We start from the raw sequence: 16,233 nt of genomic DNA on the forward strand, positions 1-16,233 counted from the left end.
AAGAAGGGGGCGGCATCCGATCGGGTGCCGCCCCTTTTTTGCGTTCAGGCTTCGATGGCGAGCGGCTGTTCGCGGACCAGTGCCGACCGGCCGAGATCGATCCGCACCGCCAGCCCCTCGGGTCGCCAGTCGCGGACGATACTGCCGGCGAGCTGCTGTTCGATGCTGAGCGCGGCCAGCCGGGTGCCGAACCCGGTCGCATCCGGTTCGCCCGTGATCGCCGGACCGCCCGATTCGCACCAGTCGATGCGCAGTGCATCGCCGTGCAACCGGGTGGCGATCTCTACCCGTCCGTCGGGCAGCGACAGCCCGCCATATTTCGCGGCATTGGTCGCCAGTTCGTGAAAGATCAGTGCGACCGGCGTGGCGCCGCGATCGTCGATCGGCACGTCGTCCCCCTCGATCCGCCATTGCTCGACGGCATAGGGCGACAACAGCTCGCGCAGGACATGGTGCAACGTCGCCTCGCCGATCAGCGGGCGTGAAATGTCGCTATGCGGCCGGGCAAGGTCGTGCGCCGCGCCCAGCGCCGCGATCCGTCGGGCAAGATCGTCGGCGAAGTCGCGAACCTGCGGCATCCGCCGTGCCGACATCCGCACCAGCCCGCTGATGATCGCAAAGATGTTCTTGATCCGGTGGCTCAGTTCCCGGCTCAAAATGTCGTTCTGTTCGGCGGCGCGCTTGGCCGAATCGATATCGGTGCAGGTGCCGATCCAGCGCACGATTGCGCCGTCGGCGTCGCGGACCGGCAATGCGCGTCCCAGAACCCAGCGATAGGCACCGCTACGGTGGCGCAGGCGATATTCGATCTCGTAATCATCCCCGGTGGCCAGGCTGTGCCGCCAGCGCGCCCATGCCCGGTCCTGATCGTCGGGGTGGAACATGCCGTTCCAGCCTGCCCCATCGGTCGACCCGTCCGGCATGCCGGTGAACCGATACCATTGTGCATTGTAGAAATCGTGATGCCCATCGGGCCGGGTCGCCCAGACCATTTGCGGCATGGCGTTGGTCAGTACGTCTAGTTCGGCGCGGGTAGCGGCCTCCGCCGTTTCTGCCTGTCGCTGCGAATCCTCTTCGCATGCGATCGCGATCCAGCGGCCACGCCCATCCGGCGCCACGCGAAAGCCGACCGACCGGTCGAGAGACTCCGTGACCAGCGGCAGCGTGAGGGTGAAGGCAGTGCCGGTTACCACCCCGTCCTGCCACGCGCGCCGTACCGCGTCACGTCCGGGTCCTTCGTGGCAACAATTCCACAATGCCCGGCCGAGCCGATCCCCGACATCGGCGTGCCAACGCCGGTTGCCCCATAACAATTGCCCGTCATCATCGGCGATCCAGGCAAATATCGGCATCATATCAGCAATATCGCGCCAGATCGTCGCGGTCGGATCGATGGTATCGGCGTGCATGGTCACATCATTTGTCCAAGGTCGACCTGCCCGGATCGGGCAAGGTCGCGGTTCGAGCAAGTTTCAACGTGCCGCCAGCACAGACTGACGGGAATAAAGCCATATCGATGTGGCCCATAGCACCGATCGACGATAAACAATTCGTATGCCATTCGCGGAAATCGACGATTTTACCGGTTAATCCAATCAAATTTAAGATTATCCGCCGCACAGCCATTGACCTGCCCTCCGGCAAGTAGCATTTCGCCGCCATTGAGGAGATCTCCATGACTGACGACAGTTCCGAACTTAACGCGATCGAGCTGGCCACCGAGCTTACCATTGCGTGGTTGAACAACGGCAACAACCGCGTTGCGGCAGAGGATGTTCCGGCATTCCTGCAGACGATGCACGCGACCGTTCTGGGACTGGCATCGGGCACGTCGGAACCGGAGGAAGCCGCGCCGCAGCAGGACCATGTTGCCGCCGTTTCGGTGCGCAAGTCGCTGGCGTCGAAGGATCACATCATTTCGATGATCGACGGCAAGCCGTACAAGACGCTGCGCCGTCACCTTGCCGGCCACGGGCTGACCCCGGAAACCTATCGCGAGCGCTATGGCCTGCGCCCCGATTATCCGATGGTCGCCGAAACCTATTCGCAGAGCCGCCGCGACATGGCGAAACGCATCGGCCTTGGCCGCAAGGCGCGCACCACCAGCGAGGCGGGCGATGCCGCCGGCGACGCGGCACCGCGCCGCGGGCGCAAGCCGAAGGCCGCCGAGTAAGCGATGAAAAAGGGGCGGCCAGCAGGTCGCCCCTTTTTGATTCAGGCGACTGGCTGCGCGGCGTCGCCGCCCCAGACATGGGTGCACAGCTGTGCCCGCGGCGTGTCGCCTTCGACCAGTGCCGCCACCGTCACCCAGCCCTCGCCACGCAGGCGCGCCGCCGTCGCCGGGCTGGTCCCGATCGGCAGGAACAGCCGCCGCCGGTCCTTGGCACCCAGCCCCGAATCGAGCAGCGCATCGGCATAGAGCGAGAAACCGACCGCTGCTTCCTCCTGCCCATCGGCATGACAGACGGTGTAGCTGCCGCCGCGCCCGACTTCGCCCAGCACACCGCGTGCGAAGAGCGAGAAGCCCAGCCAGCTTTGATATTCGAAGCCGTGCCGTTCAGTCGGGTCGAGCGTGACGCCGATATCGGCGGGCAGTGTCGCGACCACCGCCTCGATCGCGTCGAGCCGCGACGCCAGCCGTCCGGCGGCATCGGTTGCGCGCAACCGGGCAAGCGCGGCGGCAAACGGCCCGGCGGCCTCGACCAGCGGCAGATAGGCGGGATCGATCGCCGCGACCCGCCCGGCATCCTTTCCATCCAGCGCCGCGATCAGCGCGTCATGCTGCGGCCCCGGCGGATCACCCGCCAGCGTCGCGACCAGATCGGGCAGGGTGAAGTCGATCGAGATGCCGGTGACGCCCGCCGCGCGCAGCGATTCGACCGCGACCGTCACGATCTCGATCGCGGCCGCCACATTGTCGAGGCCGATCAGCTCCGCCCCGATCTGGCGCAGTGCCCGGCGCGGGCTGAGTTCGCTTGCACGCAGTTTCAGTACCGGGCCGGCATAGGACAGCCGCACCGGGCGCGGGTGGTGGCCCATGCGGGTCGCCGCGATCCGCGCGACCTGCGCAGTAATGTCGGGCCGGATGGCCAGCGTGCGCTGGCTGACCGGATCGACGAAGCGCACCGCATCGGTCGCCGCGGTGCCCTTCAGCCGCCCGACCAGCCCCGCCTCGAACTCGGCGAGCGGCGGGTCGACCTGCTCATAGCCATGGCCATGCGCAACGCCCAGCACCGCCCCTTCGAACCGGCGCAGGCCATCGGCGGCGGGGGGCAGGCGGTCGTGAAACCCTTCGGGAAGGAGGCCGGTATCGTTCATGGGATTCCCCTAGCGGGAGTTGCGGCGCTGTGGAACCGGGCACGCGTCCCGGCCAGCCCACCACGTCACCCCGGACTTGATCCGGGGTCCCGCTTCTTCTTCTGCGCTGGAAAGAAAGCGGGACCCCGGGTCAAGCCCGGGGTGACGGTAAGCGACGACACGCAAACGGGCTGCCGGATCGCTCCGACAGCCCGTCCGCTTACGTCGATCGAACCGATCAGAACTTGAGCGGCATCACCGTCTTCACGCCCGGAAGCGCGCGGACCTTGGCGACCAGTTCCGGCGTCACCGCTTCGTCGACCGACAGCAGCACCACCGCTTCGCCACCGGCATCGCGGCGACCGAGGTGGAAGGTGCCGATATTCACGCCCGCCTCGCCCAGCGTCGTGCCGATGCGGCCGATGAAGCCCGGCGCGTCCTCGTTGACGACGTACAGCATGTGGCCGGCCAGATCGGCCTCGACCTTGATGCCGAACAGCTCGACCAAGCGCGGCTGAGCATTGCCGAACAGCGTGCCCGCGACCGAGCGTTCGCCGGCTTCGGTCTTCAGCGAAACGCGGATCAGCGTGTGGTAATCGCCTTCGCGGTCGTTGCGCACTTCGCGCACCTCGATGCCGCGCTCCTTCGCGAGGAACGGCGCGTTGACCATGTTCACCGTGTCTGACTGGACGCGCAGGAACCCGGCCAGCACCGCGCCGACGATCGGCTTCTGGTTCAGCTCGGCCGCCGCACCTTCGCTATGCACCGACACCCGCGCGATCGCGCCGGTGGTCAGCTGCCCGACCAGGCTCCCAAGCTTTTCGGCCAGCGCCATGTACGGCTTGAGGCGCGGAGCCTCTTCGGCCGACAGCGAGGGCATGTTCAGCGCGTTGGTGACGCCGCCCGATACCAGGAAGTCGGCCATCTGCTCGGCGACCTGGATCGCGACATTGACCTGCGCCTCGCTGGTCGATGCGCCCAGATGCGGGGTCGAGACGAAGTTCGGTGTGTTGAACAGCGGCGATTCCTTCGCCGGCTCCTGCACGAACACGTCGAGCGCGGCGCCCGCGACATGGCCGCTGTCGAGCGCGGCCTTCAGCGCCGCTTCGTCGATCAGCCCGCCGCGCGCGCAGTTGATGATGCGCACGCCCTTCTTGGTCTTCGCCAGATTTTCCGCCGACAGGATGTTGCGGGTCTGGTCGGTCAGCGGCGTGTGCAGCGTGATGAAGTCGGCACGGGCCAGCAGCTGGTCCAGCTCGACCTTTTCCACGCCGATCTCGATCGCGCGTTCGGGCGACAGGAACGGATCGAAGGCGATGACCTTCATCTTCAGCCCCTGTGCGCGATCGGCGACGATCGAGCCGATATTGCCCGCACCGATCAGGCCCAGCGTCTTGGCGGTCAGCTCGACGCCCATGAAGCGGTTCTTTTCCCACTTGCCGGCCTGGGTCGAGGCATCGGCCTCGGGCAGCTGGCGGGCGAGTGCGAACATCAGCGCGATGGCATGTTCGGCGGTGGTGATCGAGTTGCCGAACGGGGTGTTCATCACGACCACGCCAGCGGCGGAAGCGGCGGGGATGTCGACGTTATCCACGCCGATCCCGGCGCGGCCGACGACCTTCAGGTTCTTCGCGGCGTCGAGGATCGTCTTGGTCACCTTGGTCGAGCTGCGGATGGCGAGGCCGTCATAGTCGCCGATGATCGCCATCAGCTCTTCGGGCGTCTTGCCGGTGATCTCGTCCACCTCGACCCCGCGTTCGCGGAAGATCTGGGCGGCCTTGGGGTCCATCTTGTCGGAAATCAGAACTTTAGGCATGTTTGTTTCCTTCTCCCTCTCCCCTTCAGGGGAGAGGGCCGGGGAGAGGGGAAGTCGGGGAGCGAGTGGAGAGGGCGGCGTGACAGCCCCTCTCCCCACCCTCTCCCCTGAAGGGGAGAGGGCTTAAGCCGCCTTCGCGGTGGCGTAGGCCCAGTCGAGCCACGGCCCGAGCGCTTCGATATCGGCGGTATCGACGGTCGCGCCGCACCAGATGCGCAGGCCCGCCGGCGCATCGCGGTATCCCGCGACGTCATAGGCAGCCCCTTCGGCATCGAGCAGCGACGCCATCTTCTTGATGAGCGCCTCGTCAGCACCCTCGACGGTCAGGCAGACGCTGGTCTTCGACCGGGTCGCCGGATCAGCGGCGAGATGGCCCAGCCAGTCGCGGTCGGCCACGATCTTGTCGAGCGCGGCGGCATTGGCGTCGCTGCGCGCGATCAGGCCGTTTTCGCCGAGCGACTTGCCCCATTCGAGGCTGAAGATCGCATCCTCGACCGCCAGCATCGACGGGGTGTTGATCGTCTCGCCCTTGAACACGCCCTCGGTCAGCTTGCCCTTCGACACCAAGCGGAAGACCTTCGGCAGCGGCCAGGCGGGGGTGTAGGTTTCGAGCCGTTCGACCGCGCGGGGCCCAAGGATCAGCACGCCATGCGCGCCCTCGCCGCCCAGCACCTTCTGCCAGCTGAACGTCGCGACGTCGATCTTGGCCCAGTCGATGTCATAGGCGAACACGCCCGAGGTCGCGTCGGCGAACGACAACCCTTCGCGGTCGGGCGGAATGAAATCGGCGTTGGGCACGCGGACACCCGACGTGGTGCCGTTCCAGGTGAACAGGACGTCGTGGGTCCAATCGATCGCGGTCAGGTCGGGCAGCTGGCCGTAATCGGCGCGCACGACGGTCGGGTCGATCTTGAGCTGCTTGACCGCATCGGTCACCCAGCCTTCGCCGAAGCTTTCCCACGCCAGCGCGGTGACGGGACGTGCGCCCAGCATCGTCCACATCGCCATTTCGAACGCGCCGGTATCGGAACCGGGGACGATGCCGATGCGGTGGGTGTCGGGCAGCTTCAGCAGCTCGCGCATCAGATCGATGCAATATTGCAGACGCTGCTTGCCAATCTTCGAACGGTGCGACCGGCCGAGGCTGACGGGGTTGAGGCGGTCGGCGGACCAGCCCGGCGGCTTGGCGCAAGGGCCCGAGGAAAAATACGGGCGAGCGGGAGTCGTAGCCGGCTTAGGCGGAAGATCAGTCATGTCAGTCTCTCCTCACAGAGAGCACGCGCTGCGTTGGGACAGCGTGGCCCGTCGCGGCCATTAGCGGCGTCTGCCGTGCGGCACAAGCGCCATCCGCGCAACATTGTTACCAAGCGACGTTACGGGGCATGTTTTGGGGATGCGGCAGGGCGAGGAACCGACCGGGCGATTCCGCGTTGCCTTGATCGAGATTATATCTGGAAATCCCATGCCAACCCCCACCGTCCTGATCGTCGAAGACGAGATGCTGGTCGCGATCGACCTGGAGGCATCGCTGGAGGAGCATGGCTATCGTCCGGTCGGAATCGCCGCCGACATGTCGCGCGCGCTGGAACTGGCGTCGGCGCGCCCCGATGTGGCGCTGGTCGACTGCAATCTGCGCGACGGGCCGACCGGGCCGATGATCGGACGGATGCTCGGCCAGAAATACGGGACCACCGTCATCTTCCTCACCGCCAATCCCGCGATGCTGGACGACGGAATCGCCGGCACGCTGGGTGTGGTGTCGAAACCGTGCGGATATGAATCGGTCGGCGAACTGGTCGATTTCGCGGTACGCGCCCGGCAGGGTGACCTGTCGCAACCGCCCACCGGCATCAAGCTGTTCGGGGCGCCCGCGTCGTTCGGCGCATCCGCTTAACGCACGGTTCAGCCAGCGGGCGGCATCGCGGCGTTGACCCGTGTCCGCCCCCTGGCCGATAAGGACCTTCATGAAGCGCGCGCTGGGCGGCATCGTCGCCGCCATCCTCCTGTTCACCCAGCCCGCCGCCGCCCAGTCGATGCTGCGCGATGCCGAGACGGAGGCGCTGCTGACCGACATGTCGCGCCCCATCGCGGTCGCGGCGGGGCTCGACCCGCGCAATTTCAACGTCGTGCTGCTGCAGGACAAGTCGATCAACGCCTTCGTCGCGGGCGGACAGACGGTCTACGTCCATAGCGGGCTGATCGACGCCGCCGCCGATGCGAACGAGGTGCAGGGCGTCATCGCGCACGAGATCGGCCATATCGTCGGCGGGCACGTGCCGCTGGCCGGGCGCGGCATGGCCCCGGCTACCGGGATTACCGTGCTCAGCCTGTTGCTGGGCGTCGCGGCGATGGCGGCGGGCGCGGGCGAAGCGGGTGCGGGCATCCTGGCGGCGGGGCAGCAGGCCGCGATGGGCAGCTATCTGGCGTTCAGCCGGACGCAGGAAAGTTCGGCCGACGCGGCGGGCGCGCGGTTCCTGCGCGGCGCCAATATATCGGGACAGGGGATGCTGGACTTCTTCAAGAAGCTCCAGAACATGGAATATCGCCTCGCGATCCCGCAGGACAACGGCTATCAGCGCACCCACCCGCTGACCGGCGAACGCATCGCCAATCTGACGGCCGATGTGCAGGCATCGCCCGCGTTCAAGGCACCGACCGACCCGGCGCTGGAAATCAGGTTCAAGCGGGTACAGGCGAAGCTGCGCGGCTATGTCAGCGATCCGCAGGACACGCTGCGCCGCTATCCGGCCAGCGACCAGAGCATCTATGCCCATTATGCCCGCGCCTATGCCTATCACAAATCGGGCTATCCGGAGCAGGCGGCGGCAGAGACGCTGGCGCTGGTAAAGGCCGCGCCCGACGATCCCTATTTCCTCGAACTCGAAGGGCAGATCCTGCTCGAATCGGGAAAGCCCAAGGAAGCATTGTCGGCGCTGCGCGAGGCCACCGACCGGACGCGCTCCTCGCCGCTGATCGCCGCGACCTTTGGCCATGCGCTGATCGCGGCAGAGGACCCCGCGCTGCTGGACGAGGCGGAACGGGTGCTGAAGCAGGCGATCGCCCGCGACACGCAGAATCCGTTCGCCTGGTATCAGCTGAGCATCCTGTACGAACGGCGCGGCGATCCGGCGCGGGTTGCGCTTGCGATGGCCGAATATGCGTCGCTGGCGGGCGATACCGGCATGGCGCTGGCCAGCGCGCGGCGGGCGATGGCGTTGTTGCCGCAAGGGGCGCGCGACTGGATTCGCGCACAGGACATACAGATGACGTCGCAAACGGCGTTCGAGGAAGAACGTCGCCATCGCCGGCGTCGGGGGGAATGATGGGTAAAATCGGAAATATCGCCATGCTGGTCGCCGCCGCGGCGGCGGGTGCGGGCGGCGCGATCGTCGCCGGGCGCGGCGGGGGTGATCGTGCCGCGACCGAGACGGTGGTGCGCGACTATATCCTCGCCAATCCCGAAATCCTGCCCGAAGCGATGCGCCGGTTGCAGGCAAAGGAATCGGGCAAGGCGGTGGCGGCGAACCGCAGCGCAATCGTCGAGCCGTTCCCCGGTGCGATCGCCGGCAATCCGAAGGGCGATGTCAGCGTCGTCGCCTATCTCGACTATGCCTGCGGCTTCTGCCGCGCCAGCCTGCCCGCGATCACCGGCCTGATCGCCAGCGATCCGAACGTCCGCATCGTCTATCGCGAGCTGCCGATCCTGTCGCCCGACAGCCGCACTGCCGCCGAATGGGCGCTGGCCGCCGCGCTCCAGAACAAGTTCAAGCCGTTCCACGACGCGCTCTATGCCAGCGGCCGGGTCGACGCCGACACGATCCGGCAGGCGGCGACCACCGCCGGGCTGGACATCGCCGCCGCCGAGGCCGCGATCCGATCGCCGCAGGTGGTGGCGGAGATCGAGCGCAACCTGAAGACGGCGGGCACGCTCGGCTTTACCGGCACCCCGTCGTGGGTGGTCGGCGACCAGGTGCTAAGCGGCGCGCAGACGCTGCCCGCGTTGCAGACCGCGGTGGCGGACGCGCGCAAGGCGGGACGGCCAGGATAAGCGTAGGACGGGGGGCAGGCCCATGGCGGTAATCACACGGCGTTCGGTGGTCGGCGGGCTGGTCGCAGGCGGCCTTGCGCCGGGCATGGCGCGTGCGGCGCCCCGCACCGGCCGCGCCCACCGCCTCTTCATCGATTCGCTCAGTTTCCTGCCGAAGGACCTGGCCGATATCGGTCGGGTCGGACTGAACGCGATGATCGCCGACATATCGGAGGTCGAGGAGGTTCGCGATGCAGAGGGCATTCCCCGCTACCTGCGCGGCTTTCGCGCCAATGACGCCGCGATCGACAAGGCGGTGGCCCGGCTGCGCCAATCACCCCATGCCTATGTCGCGCTGAAGGGCAGCGATATCGGCACCCGGCCGGGCTGTGCGACGTTCCTGCAATTCCAGTCGACCGAGATGATTGAGGACGATCTGGGCCGGATCGCACGGTTTCATGCCAAGGGCCTGCGCGTCCTGCAATTCACCCATCACAACGACAACCGGTTTGCCGGCGGCGCGCTGCAACCGAAACAGAGTGGTCTGACGCCGCTCGGCATCGCCGGGCTTGCCGAAATGAACCGGCTGCGCATCCTGCCCGACGTCAGCCACGGGTCGGACGCGACCATGCTGGAGGCGGCGACGCGATCGACCACGCCGATCGCGCTCAGCCACGGCGCCGTCCGCGCGATCGTCGACCATCCGCGCTGCGCCCCCGACACCGTGATCCGCGCGATTGCGGAGCGTGGCGGGGTGATGGGCATCTTCATGATGAGCTTCTGGCTGACGCGCAAAAAGGTGCCGACCGTGGCCGATTATGTCGCGCAGGTCCGGCATGTCGTGCGGGTCGGCGGGATCGATGCCGTCGGCATCGCCAACGATTTTCCGATGGGCGGGCAGGAAAACCTGCTGAAGCTCAACAACGACAATGCCCGCGGCGTCGCCGAATATCTGGAATGGTGGCGGGCGATGCGGTCGCAGGGGATAGCCGGGTTCGATTGGACACCGGAACATGTCGTCATTCCGGCGCTGAACCATATCGACCGGATGCGGCGTATCGCCGACGCGCTCACCGCCGCCGGCTTCCGTGGCAGGGAAGTGGATGCGATCATGGGCGGCAACTGGCGGCGTTTGTTGACCGACGTATTGGGATAGCGACTTCCCCCGGTCATCGAAGCGTGAAACAAGCCGTTCTTATGGAAAGCATTCTTTCGATCCGGGGCATCGCCAAGACGTACAAGTCCGGTACCGTCGCGCTTCAGCCAACCGACCTCGACATTGCGAAGGGCGAGATTTTCGCGCTGCTGGGGCCGAACGGCGCGGGCAAGACGACGCTCATCAGCATCATCTGCGGCATCGTGACCGCCAGCGCGGGCACGATCACCGCCGCCGGGTTCGACACGGTCAGCGACTATCGCGAGACGCGGACCCGGATCGGACTGGTGCCGCAGGAATTGCTGACCGATGCGTTCGAAACGGTTATAGCGACCGTCACCTTTTCCCGCCGGCTGTTCGGGCGGCATGGCGACCCGGCATTCATCGAGAAGCTGCTGCGCGACCTGACCCTGTGGGACAAGCGCGATGCCAAGATGACCGAGCTGTCGGGCGGCATGAAGCGCCGGGTGATGATCGCCAAGGCGCTGTCCCACGAACCCGACATCCTGTTCCTCGACGAACCGACCGCCGGCGTCGATGTCGAGCTGCGCCGCGACATGTGGCGGCTGGTCCACGATCTGCGCCAGCGCGGCGTCACCATCATCCTGACCACGCACTATATCGAGGAGGCCGAGGAGATGGCCGACCGGGTGGGCGTGATCGCCAAGGGCCGGCTGATCCTGGTCGAGGAGAAACAGGCGCTGATGCGCAAGCTGGGCAAGAAGACGCTGACGCTGACGCTGCCCGACCCGCTGGCGCAAGTGCCGGCGGCGCTGGCGCACTGGCCGCTCACCCTCGCCAATGACCGTCATGCGCTGACCTTCGCGTTCGATGCCAAGGCCGAGGATAACGGCGTGCGCGCGCTGCTGCGCGCCGCCGACGAGGCCGGGATCGCGTGGAAGGATATCGCCACCAAACAGTCGAGCCTCGAGGATATCTTCGTCGGGCTGGTCCATGAACAGGAGGGCCGGGCATGACGTTCAACTGGCATGGCGTATTGGCAATCTATCGCTTCGAACTGGCGCGGTTCGGGCGGACGATCTGGACCTCGCTGATGACGCCGGTCATCACCACTTCGCTCTATTTCGTGGTGTTCGGCACCGCGATCGGCAGCCGGATGAACGAGGTATCGGGCGTACCCTATGGCGCGTTCATCGTGCCCGGATTGATGATGCTGACGATGCTGACCGAAAGCATCTTCAACGCCAGCTTCGGCATCTTCATGCCCAAATGGTCGGGCACGATCTATGAATTGCTCTCCGCCCCCGTCTCCACGCTGGAGACCCTGGTCGGCTATGTCGGGGCGGCGGCGAGCAAGTCAGTGATCGTCGCGCTGGTGATCTTTGCCACCGCGCATCTGTTCGTTGACGTGCAGGTCGCGCATCCGATCTGGGCGCTGTGCTATCTGGTGCTGGTCGCGGTCACCTTCTGCCTGTTCGGCTTCATCCTCGGGCTATGGGCCAAGGGGTTCGAGCAGTTGCAGGTCATCCCGCTGCTGGTCGTCACCCCGCTGACCTTCCTCGGCGGGGCCTTCTATTCGATCGACATGCTGCCCGGCGTCTGGCGGACAATCAGCCTGTTCAATCCGATCGTCTATCTCATCAGCGGGTTTCGCTGGACCTTCTTCGGCACCGGCGACGTGCCGGTCGAGGCGAGCCTGGGCGCGACCTTTGGTTTCCTGTGCATCTGCGTCGGCGTCATCACTGTGATCTTCCGCACCGGATGGCGGCTCAAGAAATAAGGACCAACGCGATGGATCTGGGAATTGCCGGTCGCAAGGCGATCGTGTGCGCGTCGAGTGCCGGCCTTGGCCGCGCCTGCGCGCTGGAACTGGCGCGGGCCGGGGTCGATGTCGTCGTCAACGGGCGCGATGCTGCGAAGCTCAGCGAAACGGCGGCAGCAATCCGCGCCGAAACCGGGGTTACGGTGACCGAGGTGGTTGGCGACCTGTCGACCGAGGAAGGCCGCGCGGCACTGCTGGCCGCCTGTCCGGATCCCGACATCCTCGTCAACAACAACGGCGGCCCGCCGCTCAAACCCTATACCGAGCTGGAGGCCGACGGCATCCGTGCCGGGGTGGAGGCCAATTTCGTGACGCCTGCCCTACTGATCCAGGCGGTGTTGCCGGGCATGGTGGCGCGCGGGTTCGGCCGGGTGGTCAACATCACCTCCGGATCGGTCAAGATGCCGCTGCCCGGCCTCGACCTGTCGAGCGGCGCACGCGCTGGGCTGACCGGCTTCGTCGCCGGGATCGCACGGCAGGTGGCGGGGTCGAACGTCACGATCAACGGCCTGCTCCCCGGATCGTTCGACACCGCGCGTATCGCGTCGATGACGCAGGCGGCGGCGGCAAAGAACGGCACGACCCCGGCTGAGGAAAAAGCGAAGCGGGCGGAATCGATTCCCGCCAAACGGATCGGCGATCCGGCGGAATTCGGCGCGACCTGCGCGTTCCTGTGTTCGGACAAGGCCGGGTTCATCACCGGGCAGAGCCTGTTGATCGATGGCGGGGCGTTTCCGGGAATCATGTGATCCCGGTCAGAAGATGCCGAGAAACTTCTTGCGCTGTTCCTTCCGCTCGCTCCGGTTGGAACGGCCATCCTCCGCCTTCGCCGTTGTGCCGCGCCCCACATCGTCACGCGCTTCGCCATCCTTGGTCCGCTGTGCGCGGGCGGTCGCGCCGGACAGGATCGGACCACACGCCGCGCCCTTCGCATCGCCCGGATCGACGAACGCCAGCACGCCCGCGAGCGGCGTCGCCACGATCGAGAGACCCAGCCCGGCCCCGGCACGCCCCAGCAGTTCCGGGCTGATGATCGAATAGCGCGGGGCCGCGAAATAGCCGCCGATGCCTACCGGCGACTGGCCGGCAAACAGCGAGAAGCGTTTCGAATCGGCGCGCACCGCCAGGTCGATCGATTCGTTGCGGAAGCTGAATCCGCCGCGCCCGATCATCACGTTCTTCTGCGTATCGATCAGGATCGGGTCCGCCGCGGCCACGCCGCCGCGCACGGTAAAGCCGATCAGCCCGCAGTTGATCCGCACCGGCTCCTTCAATTTCCCCTCGAACATCTTTTGCGCAAAGGTGCCGAGATCGAGTTCGGACAGCTGGATGTTGCGGGTCCAGAAGCTGCCGGCCGGCAGGATGATCGCGATGCGTCCGTCGGAAGCCGCCAGCGAGTCGTGCACGGTATCGCCGGTGCCGGTCAGCTTCACCCGCGCCTTGACCGTGCCGCTGGTGCCCGCCTCCTCGACGCCCCATCCGGCCAGCAGCCGCCCCATCGGCGTCGGCGACAGGCGGATGTCGTAATCGGTGACGGCGGGGCGGCGGCGGGCGTCGATGGCGATATCCGACGCGACATTGCCGCGCGCCATAGCGAAGGTCAGCGGCGACAGCTTCAGCAGCCGGTCGTTCAGGTCGAGCGTCAGGTCGACGTCCGACACCGGCAGGCTGCGCGCGCGAACCGTGCCGACCTTGTAGCGGACTTTCGCATCGAAATTGCGCAGCGCCTCGACGTTCAGCTTCGCATCGGGCAGCAGGCGCGGCACGCCGCCGTCACGCGCGATCACGCCCGCCGCGCCCTGTGCCTCGACCCGTTCGAGATCATAGCCGACGAACGCCGACATATCGACGATGTCGAGCGTGCGCGACGTCAGGTCGGCGGTGAGCAACAGGCGCGGTTCGCGCTGGGTCACGGTCAGGCTGCCCGCCAGGTCGCTGTCGCCGAACACCCCTTTCAGCCGGGTGAATTTCCAGTCCGCCCCGTCCTTGGTCATGCGCCCGGTCAGGCGATAGCGGCGGGTATTGGGCGTCAGGATGCCAAGCGTCGCGAACACATCGGACAGATTAGCCCCGCGCAGCCGGACGGCGAGGTTCGATCCGTCGAGCTGGGTAGGGCCAGGCAGCGTACCCGCGAGGATAGCGACCGATCGTACGACCTCGATTCGGGCAGTCAGCTGATTTTCCCCGCCGCGAATCGTCGCGTTCGGTGATTGCAGCTGTCCGGTCAGGCGAAACGAGCGTCCGCGCACCGTGCCGCGTCCGGTGGCGCGAATCGCGCTTTCGAATTGCGCGCCCGCGGTGATCGTCGTGTCGAGGTCGAACGTCCCGTCGAGCCGGAATTGCGGATCGCGGTACCGTATCCGCGTATCGCGAAAGATGCCGCTGCGCACGATCGGCAGTTCGAGCTTTTTCCCCGGCTTGTCGGGATCGCCAAAGGTCCAGGTGTTGCGCTTGCGCTGCGCATCCCAGTGGAGATCGGCGCGTGCGCCATCGAGTTCGAGCCAGTTGACCCGCCGCCGCCCGACCACGAAGGTCAGCGTCGCGACCGAACTGTCGAGCTTCTTCGCCTCGAACAGATTGCCGCCGCCGGCCCAGTCGGGGTTCGATACCGACAGCCCTTCGGCAAGGAACTTAAGGTTCAGCGGGTTGAAATAGAATTGGAAATCGCCGGCCACCCGCACCGTCCGCCCGCTCTGCGATGACGCGATGCGCTCGAACGTGCTTTTCAGGAACCGGCCCTTGGTCACGAACAGGATCGCCCAGGCGAGGATGATCGCCGCGACGATGCCGAGCAATGTCCGAATCGCAATCCGCCGCCAGTCGCGGCGGCGTGGGGCATCGGGGGTGCCGGTCGTTGCGGAAACTTCGGCCATCGCGTCCACAAGCGTTCGGGGGCGAAACGAGTTCCGGCAGTTGCGTTTTCGTGACGGGCGGGTTAGGGGCGCGCTCTTTCCACGACCTTTCAGGGATTCGCCCGGCCATCTGGGGCTGCCGCGGCAATCCGCACGTCGTGATATTTGAGGAGACCAAAATGCCCAAGCTCAAGACTAAGAGCGGCGTGAAGAAGCGCTTCAAGCTCACCGCCACCGGCAAGATCAAGCACGGTGTCGCGGGCAAGCGCCACCGCCTGATCTCGCACAACGCGAAGTACATCCGCCAGAACCGCGGGACTTCGGTCCTGGCCGACGCCGACACCGCCCGTGTCAAGGCGTGGGCGCCCTACGGCCTTCGTTAAGGAGTACTGAGCAATGGCACGTATCAAGCGCGGCACGACCACCAAGGCGAAGCACAAGCGTATTTTGGATCAGGCGAAGGGCTATTATGGCCGTCGCAAGAACACGATCCGCATCGCTCGCCAGGCCGTCGAAAAGGCCGGTCAGTACGCTTATCGCGACCGCAAGGTTAAGAAGCGGACCTTCCGTGGTCTGTGGATCCAGCGCATCAACGCCGGTGTCCGTGCGGAAGGCATCACCTATTCGCAGTTCATGCACGGCTGCAAGCTGGCCGGCATCGAACTCGACCGGAAGGTCCTGGCCGACATCGCGATGCACGAGGAAGCCGCCTTCAAGGCGATCGTCGCGCAGGCGAAGGCCGCCCTGCCGGAACAGGCCGCCGCGTAAGCGAACGGTTTGAGGGTAAGCGAAACGCCGGTGGGGTAACCCGCCGGCGTTTTTCGTTGTGTCTGTCGTCGACCTATTTCGTCATCCCGGCGAAGGCAGCCTCACCTTCAACGTCATTCCCGCGAAGGCGGGAATCCATAGACGCTACCGCCTCGGCTCCAGTATCAACGTCAGCGTGTATGGGTTCCCGCCTACGCGGGAACGACGAAGGGGTGGGAATGGTGCGCGTCTTCGAACCCTGCGTCGATATCGTCGCCAGTCGCCGCAACGGCACCATCTAGACCGGCGTGACGAGCAACCTGATCCAGCGCCTGCACCAGCATCGCACCGGCACCTGCCCCGGCTTTACCGCCGAGCACGATTGCCACCGTCTTGTCTGGTTCGAACGCCACGACACGATGGAAACTGCCATCCAGCGGGAAAAGCGGATCAAGAAGTGGAACCGCGACTGGAAGCAGAATCTGGTCGAGCGGGACAACCCCCACTGGCACGACCTCGCCTCGGGGCTAGGCTTCTCCGCCGTTCCGCAATAAA

The 16,233-nt window shown here is 66.2% G+C and carries 16 protein-coding genes; 11 read left to right on the forward strand and 5 right to left on the reverse strand.

Annotated features, from left to right (window positions below):
* Window positions 1-44: 44 nt before the first annotated feature.
* Complete coding sequence (locus ASE67_RS04310) at window positions 45-1,409, reverse strand: PAS domain-containing protein (protein WP_055757184.1); 1,365 nt, start codon at window positions 1,407-1,409, stop codon at window positions 45-47.
* A gap of 266 nt (window positions 1,410-1,675) precedes the next feature.
* Here ASE67_RS04310 and ASE67_RS04315 point away from each other — a divergent pair, with 266 nt between their 5' ends.
* Window positions 1,676-2,173 (forward strand): MucR family transcriptional regulator, encoded by a 498-nt coding sequence (locus ASE67_RS04315; protein ID WP_055757186.1) that lies wholly within the window; start codon window positions 1,676-1,678, stop codon window positions 2,171-2,173.
* Between the two features lie 41 nt (window positions 2,174-2,214).
* Here the strand turns inward: ASE67_RS04315 and ASE67_RS04320 are convergent, their stop codons facing one another.
* The 3 genes from ASE67_RS04320 to ASE67_RS04330 all read right to left on the reverse strand — a co-directional run bounded on the left by ASE67_RS04320 (window position 2,215) and on the right by ASE67_RS04330 (window position 6,367).
* Window positions 2,215-3,318 (reverse strand): ATP phosphoribosyltransferase regulatory subunit, encoded by a 1,104-nt coding sequence (locus ASE67_RS04320; RefSeq protein WP_055757188.1) that lies wholly within the window; start codon window positions 3,316-3,318, stop codon window positions 2,215-2,217.
* 217 nt (window positions 3,319-3,535) lie between these two features.
* Window positions 3,536-5,113, reverse strand: coding sequence for a phosphoglycerate dehydrogenase (gene serA / locus ASE67_RS04325; RefSeq protein WP_055757190.1), 1,578 nt, complete (start codon window positions 5,111-5,113; stop codon window positions 3,536-3,538).
* Between the two features lie 123 nt (window positions 5,114-5,236).
* Window positions 5,237-6,367 (reverse strand): phosphoserine transaminase, encoded by a 1,131-nt coding sequence (locus tag ASE67_RS04330; protein ID WP_055757192.1) that lies wholly within the window; start codon window positions 6,365-6,367, stop codon window positions 5,237-5,239.
* Between the two features lie 208 nt (window positions 6,368-6,575).
* Between ASE67_RS04330 and ASE67_RS04335 the strand changes: the two genes are divergently transcribed.
* The 7 genes from ASE67_RS04335 (at window position 6,576) to ASE67_RS04365 (ending at window position 12,828) form a co-directional block, all read left to right on the forward strand.
* Window positions 6,576-7,007 carry a response regulator gene (locus ASE67_RS04335; protein ID WP_055757194.1) on the forward strand — a complete coding sequence of 144 codons (432 nt, stop codon included), beginning with the start codon at window positions 6,576-6,578 and terminating at the stop codon, window positions 7,005-7,007.
* 70 nt (window positions 7,008-7,077) lie between these two features.
* A complete protein-coding gene (locus tag ASE67_RS04340; protein ID WP_055757196.1) occupies window positions 7,078-8,436 on the forward strand; it encodes a M48 family metalloprotease in 1,359 nt (452 codons plus the stop codon).
* On the forward strand, window positions 8,436-9,161 hold the full coding sequence (locus ASE67_RS04345) for a DsbA family protein (protein WP_082456951.1): 726 nt from the start codon (window positions 8,436-8,438) through the stop codon (window positions 9,159-9,161). The genes ASE67_RS04340 and ASE67_RS04345 overlap by 1 nt, the downstream gene beginning before the upstream one ends.
* A 22-nt stretch (window positions 9,162-9,183) precedes the next feature.
* The gene (locus tag ASE67_RS04350; protein ID WP_055757198.1) at window positions 9,184-10,296 is read left to right on the forward strand and encodes a membrane dipeptidase; all 1,113 of its coding nucleotides are present in this window, start codon (window positions 9,184-9,186) and stop codon (window positions 10,294-10,296) included.
* 41 nt (window positions 10,297-10,337) lie between these two features.
* Complete coding sequence (locus tag ASE67_RS04355; protein ID WP_055757200.1) at window positions 10,338-11,273, forward strand: ABC transporter ATP-binding protein; 936 nt, start codon at window positions 10,338-10,340, stop codon at window positions 11,271-11,273.
* The gene (locus tag ASE67_RS04360) at window positions 11,270-12,037 is read left to right on the forward strand and encodes an ABC transporter permease (protein ID WP_055757202.1); all 768 of its coding nucleotides are present in this window, start codon (window positions 11,270-11,272) and stop codon (window positions 12,035-12,037) included. Before ASE67_RS04355 ends, ASE67_RS04360 begins: the two co-directional genes overlap by 4 nt.
* Before the next feature lie 11 nt (window positions 12,038-12,048).
* Window positions 12,049-12,828 (forward strand): SDR family oxidoreductase, encoded by a 780-nt coding sequence (locus tag ASE67_RS04365; RefSeq protein WP_055757205.1) that lies wholly within the window; start codon window positions 12,049-12,051, stop codon window positions 12,826-12,828.
* Window positions 12,829-12,834: 6 nt separating this feature from the next.
* Here the strand turns inward: ASE67_RS04365 and ASE67_RS04370 are convergent, their stop codons facing one another.
* Window positions 12,835-14,952: an AsmA family protein gene (locus tag ASE67_RS04370; RefSeq protein WP_055759112.1), complete on the reverse strand. Its 2,118-nt coding sequence runs from the start codon at window positions 14,950-14,952 to the stop codon at window positions 12,835-12,837.
* A gap of 158 nt (window positions 14,953-15,110) precedes the next feature.
* Here ASE67_RS04370 and rpmI point away from each other — a divergent pair, with 158 nt between their 5' ends.
* From rpmI to ASE67_RS04385, 3 genes are all read left to right on the forward strand, one after another.
* Window positions 15,111-15,314 carry a 50S ribosomal protein L35 gene (gene rpmI / locus ASE67_RS04375; RefSeq protein ID WP_055757212.1) on the forward strand — a complete coding sequence of 68 codons (204 nt, stop codon included), beginning with the start codon at window positions 15,111-15,113 and terminating at the stop codon, window positions 15,312-15,314.
* Between the two features lie 13 nt (window positions 15,315-15,327).
* A complete protein-coding gene (gene rplT, locus ASE67_RS04380; RefSeq protein ID WP_055757215.1) occupies window positions 15,328-15,699 on the forward strand; it encodes a 50S ribosomal protein L20 in 372 nt (123 codons plus the stop codon).
* A gap of 287 nt (window positions 15,700-15,986) precedes the next feature.
* Window positions 15,987-16,232, forward strand: coding sequence for a GIY-YIG nuclease family protein (locus ASE67_RS04385; protein ID WP_055757217.1), 246 nt, complete (start codon window positions 15,987-15,989; stop codon window positions 16,230-16,232).
* Window position 16,233 lies beyond the last annotated feature (1 nt).

The organism is Sphingomonas sp. Leaf23, from assembly GCF_001421585.1.
Lineage (GTDB): Bacteria > Pseudomonadota > Alphaproteobacteria > Sphingomonadales > Sphingomonadaceae > Sphingomonas.